This is a genomic window from Butyricimonas paravirosa, from assembly GCF_032878955.1.
GTDB lineage: Bacteria > Bacteroidota > Bacteroidia > Bacteroidales > Marinifilaceae > Butyricimonas > Butyricimonas paravirosa.
On sequence record NZ_CP043839.1, the window covers coordinates 3552943 to 3570535 of the forward strand.

Genomic DNA, 17593 nt, shown 5'->3' on the forward strand with positions numbered 1-17593 from the left:
AATATTCATGAGAAGAGAACTATTATACATTTTAACTATTCTGTGTTTTGCGGGAATGTGGATTTCCTGTAGTGATGATGGAGGGAATGATGGGGAAGAGCCGCTTACGGCTCCGGAAGTGTCTGTTCAGAATTTGAGTTTGAAGGATGCTATCCTTCCGGGAAGAACTGTGAGATTGAGAGCGAATATCATTAATACAACAGAGGCAGGCTTGCAGTGGTTCGTGGATGGGAAAGAAGTATCTACTGATACTATTTTCGAGTTCTCATCAGTGAAGGAAGGGGCCTTTCGGATCAAGGTGACTGCTTTTAATAGACTTGGTACTGCATCCGATAGTTTGGACATTCAGGTGATGGATGGGTTCAAAATATCGGATATTACGAACTGGACTGGGAGTGGTGAGAATCAATCGATGTTGGCCATACAATGGATTACCGGAGAAGTGGAGAATTGGTCAAATCCTGAAGATCGTGATGTTTTCTTTCGTGCTTGGGGATATAGATGGGAAAAAGCAAATCCCCCTACGGGACATGATATGATCGTGGATATTGCTAAAAAAGATCCGCGTTTGTTTATTATCGTGGCATCTGATAGTAATCTTGGAATGACAATAAGGGGTTTCGGTTACGATATTGATGGTGATGGAATTGAAATTCAAAGTGAAGATCTTGAATATGGGGATAGAACGTTGAAAGGAATACATTTGACAGAGGCAGATTTCAAGGATGGTATTTATGAACAGAAAGAGGCTGATGTCAATATGGATGGTTTTAACGTAATTTCAGGAGGAGATTATTGGATTGGTGGATGGTATGTAGTTTATCCTTCTTATTGGCTAGGGAGTGGAGAGGCTGTATTAGAATCGAAAGAATATGAATATTCTGGTCTTTATGCAGGTAATCGCTTGCTGGAAAATGAGGAATGGCATACTTGGACATTCTCTCCGATTAATAATGCAGAGAAAAATATATTACCAATACCTCGTTTGTTAAAGGCTGCGCCAAACAATTAGTAAAGGTATTTTGTTGATACAAATGGGGAAAACAATTTTTCGTTTTCCCCATTTTATATTAGACTAATAACTATTTCTCGTATTCTTTCTTGTTCTCCAAGAGTTTTGAGGAGATCTTGTTAATGTTCGAAGCTCCTGATGAGTGCAGGGAGAGGATGATCGGATCGCCGGAGTATGTAGCTTTTGCGGCACCGGAGGTGTGTAGACTGATTTTTTCTTTGACTTGAAAATGAGCTTTTGCAGCTCCCGATACTTCTGCTTTCAGTTCGTTTATCGGAAAGTCTTCCAAGTTTGCTTTTGAGGCTCCCGATACTTCCATTTTGCAGTGTATGGTGTTACCTTTAAGGGAGAGGTTTGATGCCCCGCTAATGTCGAAGGTTGATTCGGGACTGGTCATTTGTCCTTTGAGGTTTGAGGCACCACTTAGTTCTATGTCAAGTTTTTCTTTTGCTAGGAAGTCTCCACCTACAAGCATTTTGCTGGCTCCAGAGAGGTCCACCTTTAGCTTGGCTGTCGTGAAATCCCCGATTGTTTCCAATTTGCAGACTCCGGTTAACTCCACGTTGTCAAGGCTGGTAACGGTAACTTCTGCCGTGAAATGGTCGTCGTCATTATTTCTTTTATTTTTAGTGGTAATTTTTCCTTCGATATAGATTTGTAATTTTCCATCGGAATCCAGTTTCAGAACGAGTTGTTTTTCGAGTCGGGCCGGAATGTTTACGGTGACTCCGGTGGTGCTACCTTGTTTCGTTGTGATACTGAAGATTCCGTGAGCCTCGATTCCGGTGATTTTTTGTCCCTGGAATCGGGAAACGGTGATTTGCTCTTGTGCGAAAGCTCCGACTATCGAGAGGCAGAGAACGAAAATGACAAACGATATTTTTTTCATAATAATCTGTTTTTATGATGGGACGCTTAAAGGTAATGAAAAGTTACAGGTATGGGTGTTATTTTCTAAAAAAAAGGGAGAATGAGGAGAAGCATGGAAAGAACTTTTCTGATGATAAATTGAATCAAATCAATTATATTTTATACATTTGTTCCCATTAAAGTTCTTTACAACACGTAATCAGACTGCTCAGGTGCCTCGTTTTGACGAGGAGAATAGGGAACCGTGTGAGAATCACGGACTGTCGCGCAACTGTAATCACCAGAAGGGTTTTGCCACTAATGTCCACTGTCCAGGGGATGGGAAGGACGGCAAAATGGTGAAAGTCAGGATACCTGCCTTTGCGGATTGACAATGCTTTCGCGGAATGAAGCTAAGGTCAGACTTATCAACCCGGTTGAGATACTTGGGGCGTATTTTTCTTATTTCTTTCCTTTATTTCGTGTGGAGCTAAATAGTGTATAAACTAATTTAGTATGAGAAAATCGTTTGAAAAATTTCTGGAAAGACAAGATGCCTTAGCCCGGCAATACGGTAAGGAGTATGAGGACAAACAACACAACCGGGGAAAACTTACCGCTCGGGAACGGATTACATTTCTTTTCGATGAGGGGACATTTGAAGAGGTGGATGCTTACTCACCTTCTGCGGCGACTTCTTTTGGTAAAGCAGTACGTTCATACGGGGATGGGGTGATTGCCGGATTCGGCACGGTGAACGGGCGTCAGGTTTTTGCTTATTCGCAAGATTTTAACGTGCAGGGTGGTTCGTTGGGTTCCGTGCATGCGGCCAAGATTATAAAAGTACAGGATATGGCTCTGAAAACGGGATCGCCTGTCGTGGGATTGATTGATTCGGGAGGAGCCCGGATTCAAGAGGGGGTGGCTAGTTTGGCCGGGTATGCGGGAATATTCCGACGGAATGTACTCTCTTCCGGGGTAATCCCTCAGATTTCAGTTATTATGGGGCCGGCTGCCGGAGGGGCTGTTTATTCTCCAGCCTTGACTGATTTTATTTTTATGACGGCAGCAACCAGTTATATGTTCGTGACCGGACCTAACGTGGTGAAACAGGTACTGAATGAAACAATATCTCCCGAAGAACTTGGAGGTGCATCTGTACATGCCGTGAAATCAGGTGTGGCGGATTTTGTTTTTAATGATGATGAAAATACGTTATTGGGGGTAAAGATGTTATTATCTTACCTGCCTTCCAATAATATCGAGAACGCTCCTTTTCTGGTGACGGATGATCCGGTTGACCGGATAGAAGAGAATTTGCGGGATATTGTTCCTGAAGATCCGGATAAGCCTTATGATGTAAGGGATGTTATCCGTTTGATTACAGATAAAGGAAAATTTTTGGAGATTGCGGAGAGTTACGCTCCCAATATCATTATTGGGTTGGCCCGATTCGGGGGATTCGTGACCGGGATTATTGCGAATCAACCCAAAGTTATGGCGGGTACTTTGGATATGAATTCATCGGTGAAAGCTGCTCGTTTTATTAATTTCTGTGATAGTTTTAATATTCCGGTTGTTACTTTGGAGGACGTACCCGGTTTCCTTCCGGGGGCCGATCAGGAACATGCCGGAATTATCCGGCACGGAGCCAAGCTCCTATATGCTTACACGCGGGCGACGGTTCCCAAGATTACCGTGGTCTTGCGTAAATCATACGGGGGTGCTTATATCGTGATGAACAGTAAGGGAATTGGCGGAGATTATAATTTTGCATGGCCGACAGCCGAGATTGCCGTTATGGGACCGGAAGGGGCTATTGCTATTCTTTATCATAAGGAACTTGCCGCTGCTGATGATCCGGTAGCTTTGAAAAAAGATTTGTTGGCGCAGTATAGGGATGAGGTGGCTAATCCTTATATCGCTAACGAGAAGGGATTTATTGATGAGGTGATAGACCCGGCGGTTACCCGACAAAAGGTTATACGAGTTTTGAAATCTCTGGAAAAGAAATCAGTAAGTCTACCACGACGCAAACATGGAAATATTCCTCTTTAAACGTAAAATGTAAAGTATGATAAAATCAGTTTTAATAGCAAACCGGGGAGAGATTGCCATCCGGATTGCACGTACTGCCAGACGCATGGGAATCGTGACGTACGCCATTCGTACCCGGAAGGAGCCGGAGGCCGTGTATTTATCGTCTGTTGATATTGTTCTTGACTTCCCGGAAACGGATGGGAATGTGCCTGAATTTTTGGATATTGATCGTTTGATTTATTTGGCCCGGGAACATGAGATCGAGTCTCTTCATCCGGGATATGGTTATTTGTCAGAGAATGCGGAATTGGCGGAACGGTGTCGAGAGAACGGGATTATTTTTATTGGTCCCTCGCCGGAGGTGATTCGTCTGATGAGTGATAAGGTGGCGGCAAAGGAGATTGCAGAACGTAGTGGCGTGCCTATGCTGGGTGCTAGCAAGGGTGCCGTTCGGGATGTTGATGATGCTCGGGAGACGGCGGATAGGCTAGGGTATCCGGTTATTATAAAGGCTGTTTCTGGAGGAGGAGGAAGGGGGATGCGTATTGTACGCAAGAAGAGTGAACTGGCTCAATTATACAAGTTCGCTGCGGCAGAGGCTCAAGTAGCTTTTAATGATCCTTCTGTTTTCATTGAAAAATATCTTGAAAGTCCGAAACATATCGAGTTCCAGATTGTTGCCGATAATTATGGGAACGTGGTTCATCTGGGTGAACGTGAGTGTTCCATTCAGCGGAAACATCAAAAATTAATGGAAGAGGCCCCATCTCCGGCTCTTGATGATCGTTTGCGGAAGAAGATGGCCACGGCTGCTGTTGCTTTGGCTAAAGCTGCGAGGTATCAGAATCTGGGAACCGTGGAATTTTTGCTGGATCGTCAAAAGCGTTTTTATTTTATGGAGATGAATACTCGTATTCAGGTGGAACATCCGGTTACCGAGGAGATTACTGGATTTGATCTGGTGGAGTTACAATTTAATATTGCCGCAGGGCGTAAGTTACCGCTCCGTCAGTCTCAAATTCGGCTCACGGGCTGGTCTATCGAATGTCGGATTAATGCTGAGGATGTACAGGCTGGGTTTGCTCCTAGTATGGGTGTTATCCGGCGATTGCGTTTGCCGCAGGGAAATCATATCCGTATTGAAACAGGAATTGCTCCCGGCTCGGAAATTACTCCTTTTTTCGATTCAATGGTGGCGAAATTGATCGTTACGGGGGAGACTCGGGAACAAGCTATCGAGCGAATGCTTTCTGCTTTGGAGAGATTCCATGTAAAGGGAATCCGGACGACAATTCCTTTTTGTAAAGCGGTTCTTCATAACGAGACTTACCGTAATGGTGATTTTGATACTTCATTTATAGAGAGTCGATTGAGTTCTCCGGTTTGGCGAGAGCCTCACGAGGAGTTGCTGGGTGCTTTGTTTGCGGTATATACATATACTCACGAGAATACACCGGAGGTCGGTCCCGACACCCGTATTGATCCTTGGGTGCTTAATAAACGAATTAGAAATTTATAATGATCGGATATGGATAACAAGGACGTAACAAAATATATAGCCCTTAGTGGCAGTAACACGGCATACGAGTTCTCCGTGAAAAATAATTACGAGTTTAGTCTGAAACGGCAAAATATGCGTATTGATTTAGTCGAAGAGGCTGATGGTTTTTTGATCCTGCTGTACAAGGGGATTCGCTATCCGGTGGAAATTGTGTCTCGCAGGCAGAATGAATACGAGATTTTACTTAACGGGGTGGCCTATACGTTTTCGGTGGAAACTCCTTTTTCTTTGAAACGGAAAAGATTGTTGGCAGGTCGGCAGGGTGAAGTCTTCGACATGACTATTAAATCTCCTATGCCGGGAAAAATTTTGGATGTATCGATAGAAGTCGGGCAGGAGATTAATAAGGGAGATACGCTAGTCGTGCTTGAGGCAATGAAGATGCAAAATGTTATCATCGCTTCTCAAAAAGGACGAGTTCGTCGGGTATGCGTGGTTGCCGGTCAAACTGTGAGTAAAGACGAGATTCTGGTGGAAATCGGGGCGTAGATACTCTCTTTCGTGAAAAGACCACTTACAAGGGTAAGGTATTCCGGTAAACGGGCATCGTTGCTCCATTGTAATTCGATGTGGAGAAGTTCGGAGGCTGTTTTGCCGATGTCGAATCCCACGGATTCAAGCGATGGGCGTATTTCTTGAGGATGGAGACAGGGAAAACCGTTTATCCGGGTACACGAGTTTAGGGGGCATAAGTGACAGGTCCCTGCATAAAAGGCCCGGCTGTCAGGATATTCATGTTCAAGAGTCAGTAGTCGAGGATCAATGATCTTCCGGGCAGATTCTATGGCTTGGAGGGAAATTGTTTTGTGCCGTTCAAGTGTCGTGCAGGAATTGCGGGTTGCCGTTTCGAATGTTATTTTAGTTCCGATAATGTACGTTTGTTGATAACCGGAGAGGTATTCGTCCGTGTTAAACTCGAAAGGAGGGCAGGCCCAGCAACGGTTATAGCGTTCGCATTGCTGACAGAAAGAAATAAATTTTTCCGGATTGCGATACTCCTGAATGTATTGCGAGGTCGGGAGCGAGACGATATGGTGCGTGAGTTCATACATTTTTTATCTGGTTTATTAAACGTATTGGGGATACGGGTTATATTCCCAGAGAATTACTTTTTCCGAATGAAGAGAGGCTGGAACGTTTATCAATCTTTGGTTGGAACTTCCTCGAAAGAGCAGACCTTCCTTTCGTTTGGCCGGATCAAATCGTCCGTCGACTAAAACATCTATGTAAGGTAGAATTTGGGAAAGTCGTCTGGAATTAATAATTTCCTCGTAGCGGAAACCCGTGTAGCACCAGATATTTTTGGATGTAATGATTTTCAGTCGTTTGGCCAATTGTGTGAATCCTTCTACTTGAAATAGCGGATCTCCCCCACTGAATGTTACGTCGGAGAAAGGATTGTTTGTGATTTTCGCTACAATATAATCCAAAGAAACAGGATGGCCGTTTCGTAAGTTCCAGGATTGTGGGTTATGGCAACCCGGGCAATGATGAGTACAACCCGCCGCGTAGACGGACACCCGGAATCCGGGTCCGTCAACAACGGTGTCTTCAATAATGTCCAATAATGTAATCGTGTTAGTCATGTCTTACCCGGTCGTTTAGTTCTGCTAGTTTTGCGTGATTCCAGCGGTCAGTGGTACCTACCAGATAACCGGTAATTCTTTGTAAGCGGTCAATGTTCGTACTTCCGCATTTCGGACAGGTTTCCAAATGTGCGGAGGCATCCTCGAAACCGCAGTCCATGCAACGATTACGGTTGTGGTTCACGGAGCAATACCCCATATTGTACCGGTCCATCATATCGACAACTGCCATAATCGTGCTTGGATTGTGGGTAGCATCCCCGTCTATCTCGACATAAAAGATATGGCCGCCCCGGGTCAAGTCGTGATAAGGTGCTTCAACCTCGGCTTTATGGCGGGCGCTGCATTTATAATACACGGGTACGTGATTGGAATTCGTGTAATATTCCCGATCCGTGATTCCTGGTAAGATGCCGAAACTTTTCTTGTCTTTTGCGGTAAATTTTCCGGAGAGTCCTTCGGCAGGAGTGGCGAGTACGCTGTAATTGTGTTGATATTTATCCGAGTACTCGTTTGCCTTGTCCCTGATGTGTGATACGATGCGTAGGCCGAGTTTCTGTGCATCGTCGTCTTCTCCATGATGTTTACCGGTTAGAGCAACTAGACATTCGGCCAAGCCAATAAAGCCGATTCCGAGAGTTCCTTGGTTAATGACGTTCTCGATAGTGTCGTCCGGTCCCAGTTTTTCACTACCCAGCCAGAGAGAAGACATAAGTAACGGGAATTGCTTTACCCGGGCTGTTTTCTGGAATTCGAGACGTCGGTGCAGTTGTAAAGCTGTTAAGTCGAGTATTTCATCCAGTTTTGAGAAGAATGTTTCCACCCGGGTGGTCTTGTCCTTTATTTCCATACATTCGATGGCAAGTCGTACGATGTTTACCGTGGAGAAAGAAAGGTTACCACGTCCGATAGAGGTTTTTTCTCCGAAGCGATTTTCGAATACGCGGGTACGACATCCCATAGTGGCTGTTTCGTAGCGGAATCGTTCGGGATCATCAGCTCTCCATTGTTCATGCTGGTTGAAAGTGGCATCCAAGTTTATGAAATTCGGGAAAAAACGACGCGCGGAAACCTTGCATGCGAACTCGTATAGATCGTAATTCGGGTCTTCCGGAAGGTAGTTTACTCCTTTTTTCTTTTTCCAGATTTGAATCGGGAAAATAGCCGTGGCTTCGTTACCCACTCCCCGGTAGGTGGAACGCAATAATTCACGAATGACACAACGTCCTTCGGCAGAAGTGTCCGTGCCGTAGTTGATGGAGCTGAAAACAACCTGATTACCTCCCCGGCTGTGGATGGTATTCATGTTGTGGATAAAAGCCTCCATGGATTGATGTACCCGGTTTACCGTGCGGTTGATGGCGTGTTGTAAAACTCGTTGTTCTCCGGTCAAACCTGATAGTTCCCGGGGAATATAGTCTTGAATTTCGATGTGATAAAGATGGTTATAGTTTTCTCCGTTTAATTCTTCCAATACTTTGACTTCTTCCACGAAACTGGAACGTACATAGGGAGCCAGGTAAAAGTCAAAAGCGGGAATCGCCTGTCCCCCGTGCATCTCGTTTTGGGCGGTTTCCAGAGAGATACACCCTAGGATGCTGGCTGTTTCGATACGTTTGGCAGGACGTGATTCCCCGTGTCCGGCAAAGAATCCGTTTCTCAGAATCTTATCCAACGGGTGTTGCACACAGGTAAGGCTTTTCGTGGGGTAATAGTCTTTGTCGTGAATATGCAAGTAGCCTTGGCGAACTGCGGTTTTCACTTCTTCGGTTAACAAGTAGTCGTCAACAAAAGGCTTGGTAGTTTCACTGGAAAATTTCATCATCATCCCTGCCGGGGTATCCGCGTTCATATTCGCATTTTCCCGGGTAATGTCGTTGGATTTTGTTTCGATAATTTCCAGAAAAATATCTCTCGTTTTTGCTTTACGTGCAATGCTCCGCTGGTTTCGATAAGCGATATATAGTTGTGCCACATCTTTTCTGCGGCTTTTCATGAGTTCGATCTCTACATTGTCTTGTATTTCTTCCACGGTCATCTGTTCTGCCCCGCGGTAAGCGACCCGGTCGGCAATGGTGGATGCCAATTCCATATCCTCTCCCTGTGCCGTGTGGAGCATTGCCCGACGAATGGCCGCGATAATTTTTTCTTCATTAAAGCCGACAACCCGGCCATCCCTTTTTACAACTGTCTGAATCATGTCTTTCTTATTCCTTTAGTTTAGTTACAATTACATGAATTTTAATTTTGTTTTGGTTTGAGATGACTTTATGATTGAAAACGGGATGTAAGTATGTTTGAAATACCTGCGTTCCCGGCTTTTTCCTCGAAAGCCTTTGAAACCTCTGGTCTTGGCAGGTCTTCTGACTTGTTCCCGGTCAAGCGCCTTCCCGTTGGAAAACAGTGGCAATGTGATGCTTGAACGATTCAGTGAAACTTACAGCAGCGGGACTGTTCAGGATTTTCACCTGATTCCCTTTTAATCCTTGTTGAAGGAACCAAAATCTAGACAAATGTATAAATAATTTTTCTATTGGTGAGAGGAAAAATATCTTTTTTAGAAAACTTTCTTGTTTGATTTTTTCAAAAAGTTTTCCAAAAAGAATTTTTTGATCTAAGATAGTGATGCCAGCAGAGTGTTTAAATTGGATGCGAAAATTTTTACAGACATGGCAAGTAGAATGATGCCAAAGAATTTTCGTAGGATGTAAACGCCGCCTTTCCCGAGAACCCGTTCTACTAAATAGACATTGCGTAGAACAATATAGACGACCGTCATGTTAAGAAGAATGGCAATGATAATACTAAAAACGCTACATTCAGCTTTAAGTGTCAGCGTGGTTGCTAATGCCCCGGCTCCCGCGATAAGCGGAAAGATAACAGGTACGATTGTTGCTGAACCTTCCGGGCCATCATTTCTGAAAATCTCGATACTAAAGGTCATTTCTATGGCGAGTACGAAAAGCACTAATGCTCCGGCAAGGGCAAAAGAGGAAATGTCGATGTTGAATAATTTCAATAATCCGTCTCCCGCGAAAAGAAATGCTATAAATATAACGAGAGATATTCCTGCGGCTTTTTCGGCACTGACTTTTTTTCCTGCATCATTCAACCCGATAATAATAGGAGTTGATCCCGTGATGTCGATCACGGCGAAAAGTACCATAAAGGCGGTGAATATTTCTTTTATATTGATACTGAAGTCCATATTCGTATAACATGAAATTTGCGGGTTACAAGTGCTGTACGTATTTATGAAACCAACGTTAAAGAGGTGTACTGTCACTTGTAGTCCCGCAAATTTACGATTATTTTTTATAATTCCCATATTTCGGCATCGGAGGGTACGTGTATCCGTGCGGATAACGGGGCGATGCGTGTGATATTTAATAGGTGTTTATAGGTGAAGTTTTCGGAAATAGAGTTGTTCCCCCAACTTCCGCACCCGAGGGTGTTGGTCACGGGGAGCCCGTTTTGTATGGAACCTCCGGCCGTGGTAGCGCACGGGGCATTCACGATCAGGCGTGATACGGAAAGTTCTGTTCCAGCCTTGATGATGTTTGCTTGATTGTTGGAGTGGATTCCGGCCGTGTGTCCGTTTCCTTCCATGAACAGATTTGTTTTGGCGATTTTTATCGCTTCATCAAAGTTGTCATAAGCGAATGCAGCCATGACGGGACACATTTTTTCTTTGCAGATGAGGTCGTCACGTCCTATTCCGTGAGCTTCTACCACGAGGACTCGGGTGTTACCCGGTACGAAGATGCCGGCTTTGCTTGCGATTGTCTGAACGGATTGTCCGACAATATCCCTGCAAATATGCCCGTCTTCAAAAAGTGCATTAACTACTTTGTCCCGATCTTCTTCGGACACGATGTATGCCCCATGACGGCGGAAAGCGTCCATGACTTCCTGTTTGTCATCTTTGTGATAAATGAAACTCTGTTCCCCGGAACAGATGATACCGTTGTCAAAGGAGCGACCGGTGATGACTTTTTCTGCCGCTACATCGAAATCAATAAATCGATCTAGGATTACCTGTACGTTACCTGCGCCGACACCGAAAGAGGGTTTGCCCGATGAGTAAGCTGATTTTACCATGGGCATTCCTCCCGTGGCAACCACGACATCACAAGCTTCCATAAGTTCGCAAGTCTTTTCGATCGTGGGTTCCTCGATCACCTGAACTAGACCTTCCGGAACTTCAAACGGAGCAATAGCCTCGATAATGAGTTTCACGGCTGCGCTAGAACATTGTTTTGCTTTCGGGTGAGGGGCTATGATGATAGCATTCTTTGTTTTTAATGCAAAGATAATTTTAGACATCGGGGTAACTACGGGATTTGTCATCGGAGTAATTCCGGCTACCACGCCAATAGGTTTGGCTATTTCGATAAGATTCGTTCTCTCGTCAATACTTAGGATCCCCATGGATTTTTTCCCTTTCAGGTTGTACCATACTCCCTTGGATTTATTCCTGTTTTTGGCTACTTTGTCTTCGTAAACACCCATTTGGGTTTCATCAATCGTAAGTCGTGCCAGTTCTTCTGCATGGTCAAAAATTGTGCGGGCGGCAGCTTTAATGACTTGATCGACTCTTTCTTGGTCGAATCGTTCATCATAAATAACTTGAGCTTTGCGGGCTCTTTCTACCATTTCTTTTATTTCCATGATATTTTTAATATAGGGTTGAATAGATTTCTTTTATTTCTTCTCTTGTTAATTCCACGTGGTTGTTAGCCAGCAGGCGTTGTTGTGTTTGAAGTACGTTGTCGGTGAACCCATCAATTTCTTCGGGTTTCATACCATAGGTGTGGAGTGGGTTTTTGGATAACAATTTACCCAATAGGTAATCGAGTTCTTCATACACGTGTTCCGTGTCGGTTCCCAGGAGGTGTGCGAGTAGCGCGTTAACTTCCGTGATGTTCCCAAAAGGTTTTTTCTTGTAATAGAACTTGAATACTTCTGTGAAGAACTGGTAATTAGCTTCCCCGTGGGGTACGTGATAGTTTCCCCCGAGCGGGTAAGATAGTGCGTGTACGGCACCCACCCCGGTGTTTCCGAATGCAATACCGGCATAATTGCTGGCAATCAGCATTTCTCTCAGGCGCTCTAGGCGATATTCCGGTCCTTGTGCGGCAATGTGTTTGAAAACGTCAATGATGCTTTCAATGGCTGCTCGACAGAATATCTGGGTGTAGGGATTTGATTTCGGGGAAACGTATGATTCTACGGCATGGATGAGGGCATCGATGGAACTGCACACGAAAAACTTGTAGGGAAGTCCCCGTATCAATTCCGGGATTAACACGGCATCATCTGCTAGTAGGGCGTCGTCGGCCAAACCCATTTTCGTGTGGCGGGATTTAATCTCGGCGATCGAAATATTGGTTACTTCGCTACCGGTGCCGCAGGTAGTGGGGAGGATCACCAATTGACGGGCTTTTTCAATGGGTATTTTGCGTTCGAAAGCATCCGTTGCATTAACGATGCCACGCAGAGTAAATAGTTTAGAGATGTCAATGACGGTTCCTCCCCCTGCGGCTATCACACGGGTATAATTTTCTAGTTGAATGTCCGCGAGAATATGGTTGATCATCTCGTCGGACGGCTCTCCCATTCCGTATTGTTCTTGCATGATGAAACGACAAGGAAGGTTAAGACCACGCATGTATGGATTGTATAGGAATTCGTTCGTGATGATTAAATCTTCTTTCGTGAGATTGAATTCTTTGGCAAAGTCTGCAAAAGAGTCGAATTCACTTAAACGGGTTTTTAATTTGAATAATTGCATGATTATTTCATTTTATATTGTTTTTAGTGCTAACGGGAAACGACGAAAGAATTCTTCCGTGAGCGATTCTCTGAAATCGGGATGAGCTATCCGGATTAGGTTCTCGGCTCGTTGGCGTAAAGTTTTTCCTTTGAGGTGAGCGATTCCGTACTCCGTGACAATATAATCCACCTCGTTTCGTGAGGTCGTGACGGCTGCTCCTGCTGCTAGATACGGTACTATACGGGAAACCTTCCCCCGGGCTGCCGTGGAAGGCATGGCCAGGATGGATTTACCGCCTTCGGAGAGGGCTGCTCCCCGGATGTAATCGACTTGGCCTCCCGTTCCGCTGAATTGTTTCGGGCCGATGGTTTCGGAACAAACTTGTCCGGAAAGATCGATCTCGATACAAGAGTTGATGGATATTAATTGACGATTCTGGCAAATGATGTAAGGATCGTTTACATAGTCCACGGGAAAGAGGGCTACATCGGGATTGTTATCAACAAAATCGTATAGGCGTTGGCTTCCCATGAGGAAGGTGGCAACCAGTTTCCCCGGATGGAGGGTTTTACATTTTCCGTTGATGACTCCTTTTTGGACCAGATCGATTACCCCGTCAGAGAACATTTCCGTGTGAATACCCAGATCTTTTTTGTCTTGCAGGCATTGCAGGACGGCATCGGGGATTGCTCCTATTCCCAGTTGCAGGGTGGAGCCATCCTCGATGAGTTCTGCACAGTACCGACCGATAGCTTGTTCCGTTTCCCCGATTTTAGGCAGGGGTATTTCAAACAAGGGGTTGGAGGTTTCCACGATATAATCCAGTTCGGAAACGTGTATGTGGTTATCACCTCCAACATGAGGCATCCGGTCGTTCACTTCGGCAATCACCATGCGTGCGGCATGAGCCGCGGGTTTAGTGTAGTCGGAAGAAACTCCGAAACTACAATAACCTTCTTCGTCCGGTGTGCTGAGATGAACGATTGCCACGTCAACAGGTAGAGTTCCGTTGCGGAAAAAGTGTGGTAATTCGTGAAAGAAACAAGGAATGAAGTCTGCACGGTCTTCATTCACGGTTTGTCGGGTGTTTCCTCCCACGAAATTGGTGTTGTGCCGGAAGTGGGATAACATTTCCGGTTGAGTATAAGCTCCATCGCCAAGGCATAGCATATGGTATATTTCCACGTTATGGAAATCGTCTTTGTGTGCCACGAGAGCTTTGGTGATTTCCTGAGGAACACCTGCTGCATGGGCAAAGACAACCCGGTCGTTGTTCCGGATGGCCTTGATTGCTTTCTCGGCTGTGGTTAGTTTTTGTGTATAAAGTTCTTTCCAGTTCATCATCTATCTATTTTATTGCGGTTGAGAATCTGACGAGCAAAGTCTAATATACCGGGATCTATTTCGTTCACCAGAGTGACTTTCCCGATCTTGTTTCCCATTTGTTCCGAGAGAATGCGTTGCACGGTCTGTTCAATCGTGATTTGTGCGGCAGGGCATCCCTTGCAGTTGCCGAGTAGAGCAACCCGCACGTCTTTCTCGCGGATTTCCCGAATAACAATATCCCCCCCGTGGTCCTGGAGGAGAGGGCGAATGTGTGTTTTTATGATCTCCTCCAGGTGCTTCCACAGAGTCGTGGGGTCTTGATTATTTCCGGTTCTTACTTTCATCGATCCGGGCAATTTGTTTTGCTAATTCTTTCTTGTTTTCGAGGTTTCCTTGCCGGGCAATCATGATTCGTTGTGCTTGTGGGGAGCCGGCTCCGTGCATGGATTCCGTGCGGTAGCCTACCGCCGCGGTCCCGAGCGTGATGTTCTCGATCAGGCGAAGAATACGCATCCGGTTTTCAGTGTCAGTCCCCGTGGCTCCTTGCAGGTATTTTTTTACATATCCACCGATATACGGGTCTCTTAAATCTTGGGCTGAAGGCATGGTTACCATTAATCCCCCGGCAATATCTTCCGCGAGTCTGGCAATTTCATACGGGAAACGAGTCACGTTCTGTTTGCAGACATTGGCAAGTAGCAAATTGATCTGGTAGTTGCCCGCCAACGTGGGTTCTCCTTCTGCCGAGCAGGCGATTCCGCACGAGTAGAGGGTTTCGTTGAGGTGCATCATTTCGATGAGCTTGTCCTTGATATGGTTGGCTTTAGGTACTCCATTGTAGTCTGCGGCGAGAGCGGCAGCACCGATAAGTACGTCACCTACACCGACTTTACATCCCCCGTAGGATTGTCTGTGATAACCGGCAAAACGCTCTACCATCATGCCTGCAAATTCATATTCTTTACACATGAAAATTCGCTCGTTGGGGACGAATACATCGTCAAATATCACAAGAGCTTCATGTCCACCGAATTGTGAATTTCCCAAGTCGAGATCCGCATCTTTTTCCATTTTGCGGGTATCGCAGGACTGGCGTCCGTAGATCATGAGTACGCCTTCCGCATCAGAAGGCACGGCAAATGAAACAGCGTAGTCTTTATCGGATTCTTTCATGGCTACGGTCGGCATAATCAAGTGTTCGTGGGAATTGACTGCCCCGGTTTGGTGAGCTTTGGCCCCGCGAACGATAATCCCGTCCGGGCGTACTTCCTTGATGCGAAGATATAGGTCCGGATCTTCTTGTTGTGATGGAGAAAGACCCCGGTCTCCTTTCGGATCGGTCATAGCCCCGTCGACAGTGAGATCGTTGTCTTGTACATATTTCAAGTACTCTATGAAACGTTTGTGGTATTCCGTTCCATGAGCTTGGTCAATTTCGTAAGTGGTGGAGTAAATGGCGTTGAAGGCGTCCATTCCAACGCAGCGTTGGAAACAAGCCCCGGTTTTCTGTCCGACTAAACGTTGCATCTTTACCTTGTTGATCAAGTCTTCGGTGCTTTGATGCAGGTGGCAGAAACGATTAACTGTTTTTCCGGTAAGATTGGATTTTGCCGTCATGAGCGTCTTGTACTCATCTTTTTCAGCCAATTCATAAGTCATGGCCACTGAATTCATGGACGGGCGGATCATCGGGTGATCTACAGGGTTGCTGATTAGTTCTCCCATGAAATAGACCTTCAGGTTTAGTTTCCTGAGACTCTCAATGTACTGTTCTTTTGTCATCATGATCTTTGATACTTTATTAGTTGTAATATTTTGAATAAAGAAAAATTGCAGTAAATAAAAGCCGTTTGCTGTCTGTTACAGGGGAGAATTTGAAGGGAAGAAAGTGAGAAGGGAAAGGATACAGAGGATCGAGGCGTATGTTTGCCGTTGAAGGGGTAACATTCGCTGTCTCTCGTTGCCATCATAGAGAAACATTTTCTTTTTCTCGTTGAAAAAGAATTAATTACGTCAGTATAAATATACTCACGCTGTAATGCTCCTTTGTTCATAATGTTCCATCCCGGGGGACGTCAACACAATTTTATTTTTATGAATAACTTCGCACATCTCCTTTACCCCAAATCCCCAGAGTAACGGATTTATATTTTGTCAGGCAGGTCTTCTGACTTGTTCCGGAATTCGCGGCCTTCCCTTTTCTTGTTGAAAAAGTGACCATTAGAATGCGAAAACCTTTTTAAGAACTTACAGCTGAGGGCACAGTCCCGGATTTTCACCGGATTCCCTATTCAATCTTTTCCCTTGCAGGGGGAAGAGATCACCATGACGTCACAAAGGTATATAAATATAATTGTATTCCTACTTTTTTTCTGTAATTTTTTAATGGATATTGAGAGCTTGTTTAAATTTCGCATTGATAAAATAAAAATATTGAGTGTTGGTTGTTCAAGAGACAGGTTATCCAATACAAGATAGTTATCCACCAACAAGTGTTTTACTACTCCCGTGGTACGTTGTTACACTATTGTTTGGTATAGTTTTCTCCGTGCTTTCTCCGTGCTTTCTCCGTGCTTTCTCCGTGTCACTTGCGAGTGATCGCCGGAGGAAATACATTTGAACGTGGCACGAATCGAGCTGGAGGCATATTGGAACACCGAAGGAACATCGAAGGAATATTGGTATGACCTAGAGGTAATCAAGCAACAACGAGATTTTGTTCAACAAAATTTAAATGGGGTCTAAAACAATCTATTGAAAAAAGGAATAAAAGGAGAGATTTTGAAAAAAGTCGTATATTTGTGATGCTTGGATGCAGAATTTTATTTGGTGTCAATGGATGATTTGAATAGTATATTTATCCGTCAAATAAACGAAAAACAGGAAAAAGCTTTTCATGAGTTGTTTCTACGTTTTTTTAATTATCTCGTTGTGTATGCCATGAGGCGAGTGCAGCGACGGGATGTGGCGGAGGATATTGTGCAGGAGGTTTTCGTGAATGTGTGGGAGGGAGATAAGGAGTTTAACTCGTATGTCGGTTTCAGGGCTTTTCTTTATAATGCTGTGGCGAATAGATGCATGGATTATTTAAAACATCAAGTTGTAGAAGACCGATATGCTGCGGCGGTCATGAAAGAGGAGCATGAATGGGATGAGCTGGATATGGCAGAAGAGGAGATGTACCGGGAGTTGCATCTCGTGGTGCAGGAATTGCCGGAGCGAAGTCGTGCGGTGTTTGAATTACACTTGGAAGGGAAGAAGAACGAGGAGATCGCTCAATTGCTTGCTTTATCAGTACTTACCGTGAAATCCTACAAGAAAAATGCCATGCAATATTTAAGAAAGCGCTTGGGTGATGCACATTTTTTGTTATTAGTCGGTAAATTTTTTTAAATCGGATACCCTCTTTTTGTTTTCGTGGTCGTATTAGGAGTAAAATATGA

15 protein-coding genes and 3 riboswitches are annotated in these 17593 nt (G+C 44.8%); of the genes, 5 read left to right on the forward strand and 10 right to left on the reverse strand.

Going from position 1 to position 17593, the window contains the following annotated elements; translation table 11 throughout:
• The first annotated feature begins 7 nt into the window (after window positions 1-7).
• Window positions 8-1012: a PKD domain containing protein gene (locus F1644_RS14415; RefSeq protein WP_118303402.1), complete on the forward strand. Its 1005-nt coding sequence runs from the start codon at window positions 8-10 to the stop codon at window positions 1010-1012.
• Window positions 1013-1082: 70 nt separating this feature from the next.
• On the opposite strand, the gene F1644_RS14420 is transcribed toward F1644_RS14415, so the two are convergent.
• Entirely contained in the window at window positions 1083-1901 is an 819-nt protein-coding gene (locus tag F1644_RS14420; protein WP_118303404.1) for a GIN domain-containing protein, read from the reverse strand.
• Between the two features lie 174 nt (window positions 1902-2075).
• Window positions 2076-2258: riboswitch (cobalamin riboswitch) on the forward strand.
• A gap of 119 nt (window positions 2259-2377) precedes the next feature.
• Between F1644_RS14420 and F1644_RS14425 the strand changes: the two genes are divergently transcribed.
• The 3 genes from F1644_RS14425 to F1644_RS14435 are packed head-to-tail and all read left to right on the forward strand — an operon-like array spanning window position 2378 to window position 5951.
• Window positions 2378-3919, forward strand: a complete 1542-nt coding sequence (locus tag F1644_RS14425; RefSeq protein ID WP_118303406.1) for an acyl-CoA carboxylase subunit beta — start codon at window positions 2378-2380, stop codon at window positions 3917-3919.
• 16 nt (window positions 3920-3935) lie between these two features.
• Window positions 3936-5420 (forward strand): acetyl-CoA carboxylase biotin carboxylase subunit, encoded by a 1485-nt coding sequence (locus F1644_RS14430; protein ID WP_118303408.1) that lies wholly within the window; start codon window positions 3936-3938, stop codon window positions 5418-5420.
• Between the two features lie 9 nt (window positions 5421-5429).
• Entirely contained in the window at window positions 5430-5951 is a 522-nt protein-coding gene (locus F1644_RS14435) for an acyl-CoA carboxylase biotin carboxyl carrier protein subunit (protein WP_087419594.1), read from the forward strand.
• Here the strand turns inward: F1644_RS14435 and F1644_RS14440 are convergent.
• The 9 genes from F1644_RS14440 to F1644_RS14480 form a co-directional block, all read right to left on the reverse strand.
• A complete protein-coding gene (locus F1644_RS14440) occupies window positions 5906-6514 on the reverse strand; it encodes a DUF2284 domain-containing protein (RefSeq protein ID WP_087419595.1) in 609 nt (202 codons plus the stop codon). The two genes, F1644_RS14435 and F1644_RS14440, sit on opposite strands and share 46 nt — an antisense overlap.
• 15 nt (window positions 6515-6529) lie before the next feature.
• On the reverse strand, window positions 6530-7048 hold the full coding sequence (gene nrdG, locus F1644_RS14445) for an anaerobic ribonucleoside-triphosphate reductase activating protein (protein WP_087419596.1): 519 nt from the start codon (window positions 7046-7048) through the stop codon (window positions 6530-6532).
• Entirely contained in the window at window positions 7041-9248 is a 2208-nt protein-coding gene (locus F1644_RS14450) for an anaerobic ribonucleoside triphosphate reductase (protein WP_118303410.1), read from the reverse strand. The genes nrdG and F1644_RS14450 overlap by 8 nt, the downstream gene beginning before the upstream one ends.
• Window positions 9249-9384: 136 nt before the next feature.
• Window positions 9385-9566: riboswitch (cobalamin riboswitch) on the reverse strand.
• A 96-nt stretch (window positions 9567-9662) separates the two neighbouring features.
• Window positions 9663-10256 carry a MarC family protein gene (locus F1644_RS14455; protein WP_027200273.1) on the reverse strand — a complete coding sequence of 198 codons (594 nt, stop codon included), beginning with the start codon at window positions 10254-10256 and terminating at the stop codon, window positions 9663-9665.
• Window positions 10257-10363: 107 nt separating this feature from the next.
• The gene (locus F1644_RS14460; RefSeq protein WP_087419598.1) at window positions 10364-11719 is read right to left on the reverse strand and encodes an aldehyde dehydrogenase family protein; all 1356 of its coding nucleotides are present in this window, start codon (window positions 11717-11719) and stop codon (window positions 10364-10366) included.
• Window positions 11720-11726: 7 nt separating this feature from the next.
• Window positions 11727-12842, reverse strand: coding sequence for a 4-hydroxybutyrate dehydrogenase (locus F1644_RS14465; RefSeq protein WP_118303412.1), 1116 nt, complete (start codon window positions 12840-12842; stop codon window positions 11727-11729).
• A 12-nt stretch (window positions 12843-12854) separates the two neighbouring features.
• Complete coding sequence (locus F1644_RS14470; RefSeq protein ID WP_118303414.1) at window positions 12855-14165, reverse strand: acetyl-CoA hydrolase/transferase family protein; 1311 nt, start codon at window positions 14163-14165, stop codon at window positions 12855-12857.
• Window positions 14165-14494 carry a NifU family protein gene (locus F1644_RS14475; protein ID WP_118303416.1) on the reverse strand — a complete coding sequence of 110 codons (330 nt, stop codon included), beginning with the start codon at window positions 14492-14494 and terminating at the stop codon, window positions 14165-14167. Before F1644_RS14475 ends, F1644_RS14470 begins: the two co-directional genes overlap by 1 nt.
• Window positions 14472-15935, reverse strand: coding sequence for a 4-hydroxyphenylacetate 3-hydroxylase family protein (locus F1644_RS14480; RefSeq protein WP_087419602.1), 1464 nt, complete (start codon window positions 15933-15935; stop codon window positions 14472-14474). The genes F1644_RS14475 and F1644_RS14480 overlap by 23 nt, the downstream gene beginning before the upstream one ends.
• A gap of 355 nt (window positions 15936-16290) precedes the next feature.
• A riboswitch (cobalamin riboswitch) is annotated at window positions 16291-16494 on the reverse strand.
• Between the two features lie 464 nt (window positions 16495-16958).
• Between F1644_RS14480 and F1644_RS14485 the strand changes: the two genes are divergently transcribed.
• A complete protein-coding gene (locus tag F1644_RS14485; protein ID WP_229782391.1) occupies window positions 16959-17543 on the forward strand; it encodes an RNA polymerase sigma-70 factor in 585 nt (194 codons plus the stop codon).
• The last annotated feature ends 50 nt before the right edge of the window (window positions 17544-17593 follow it).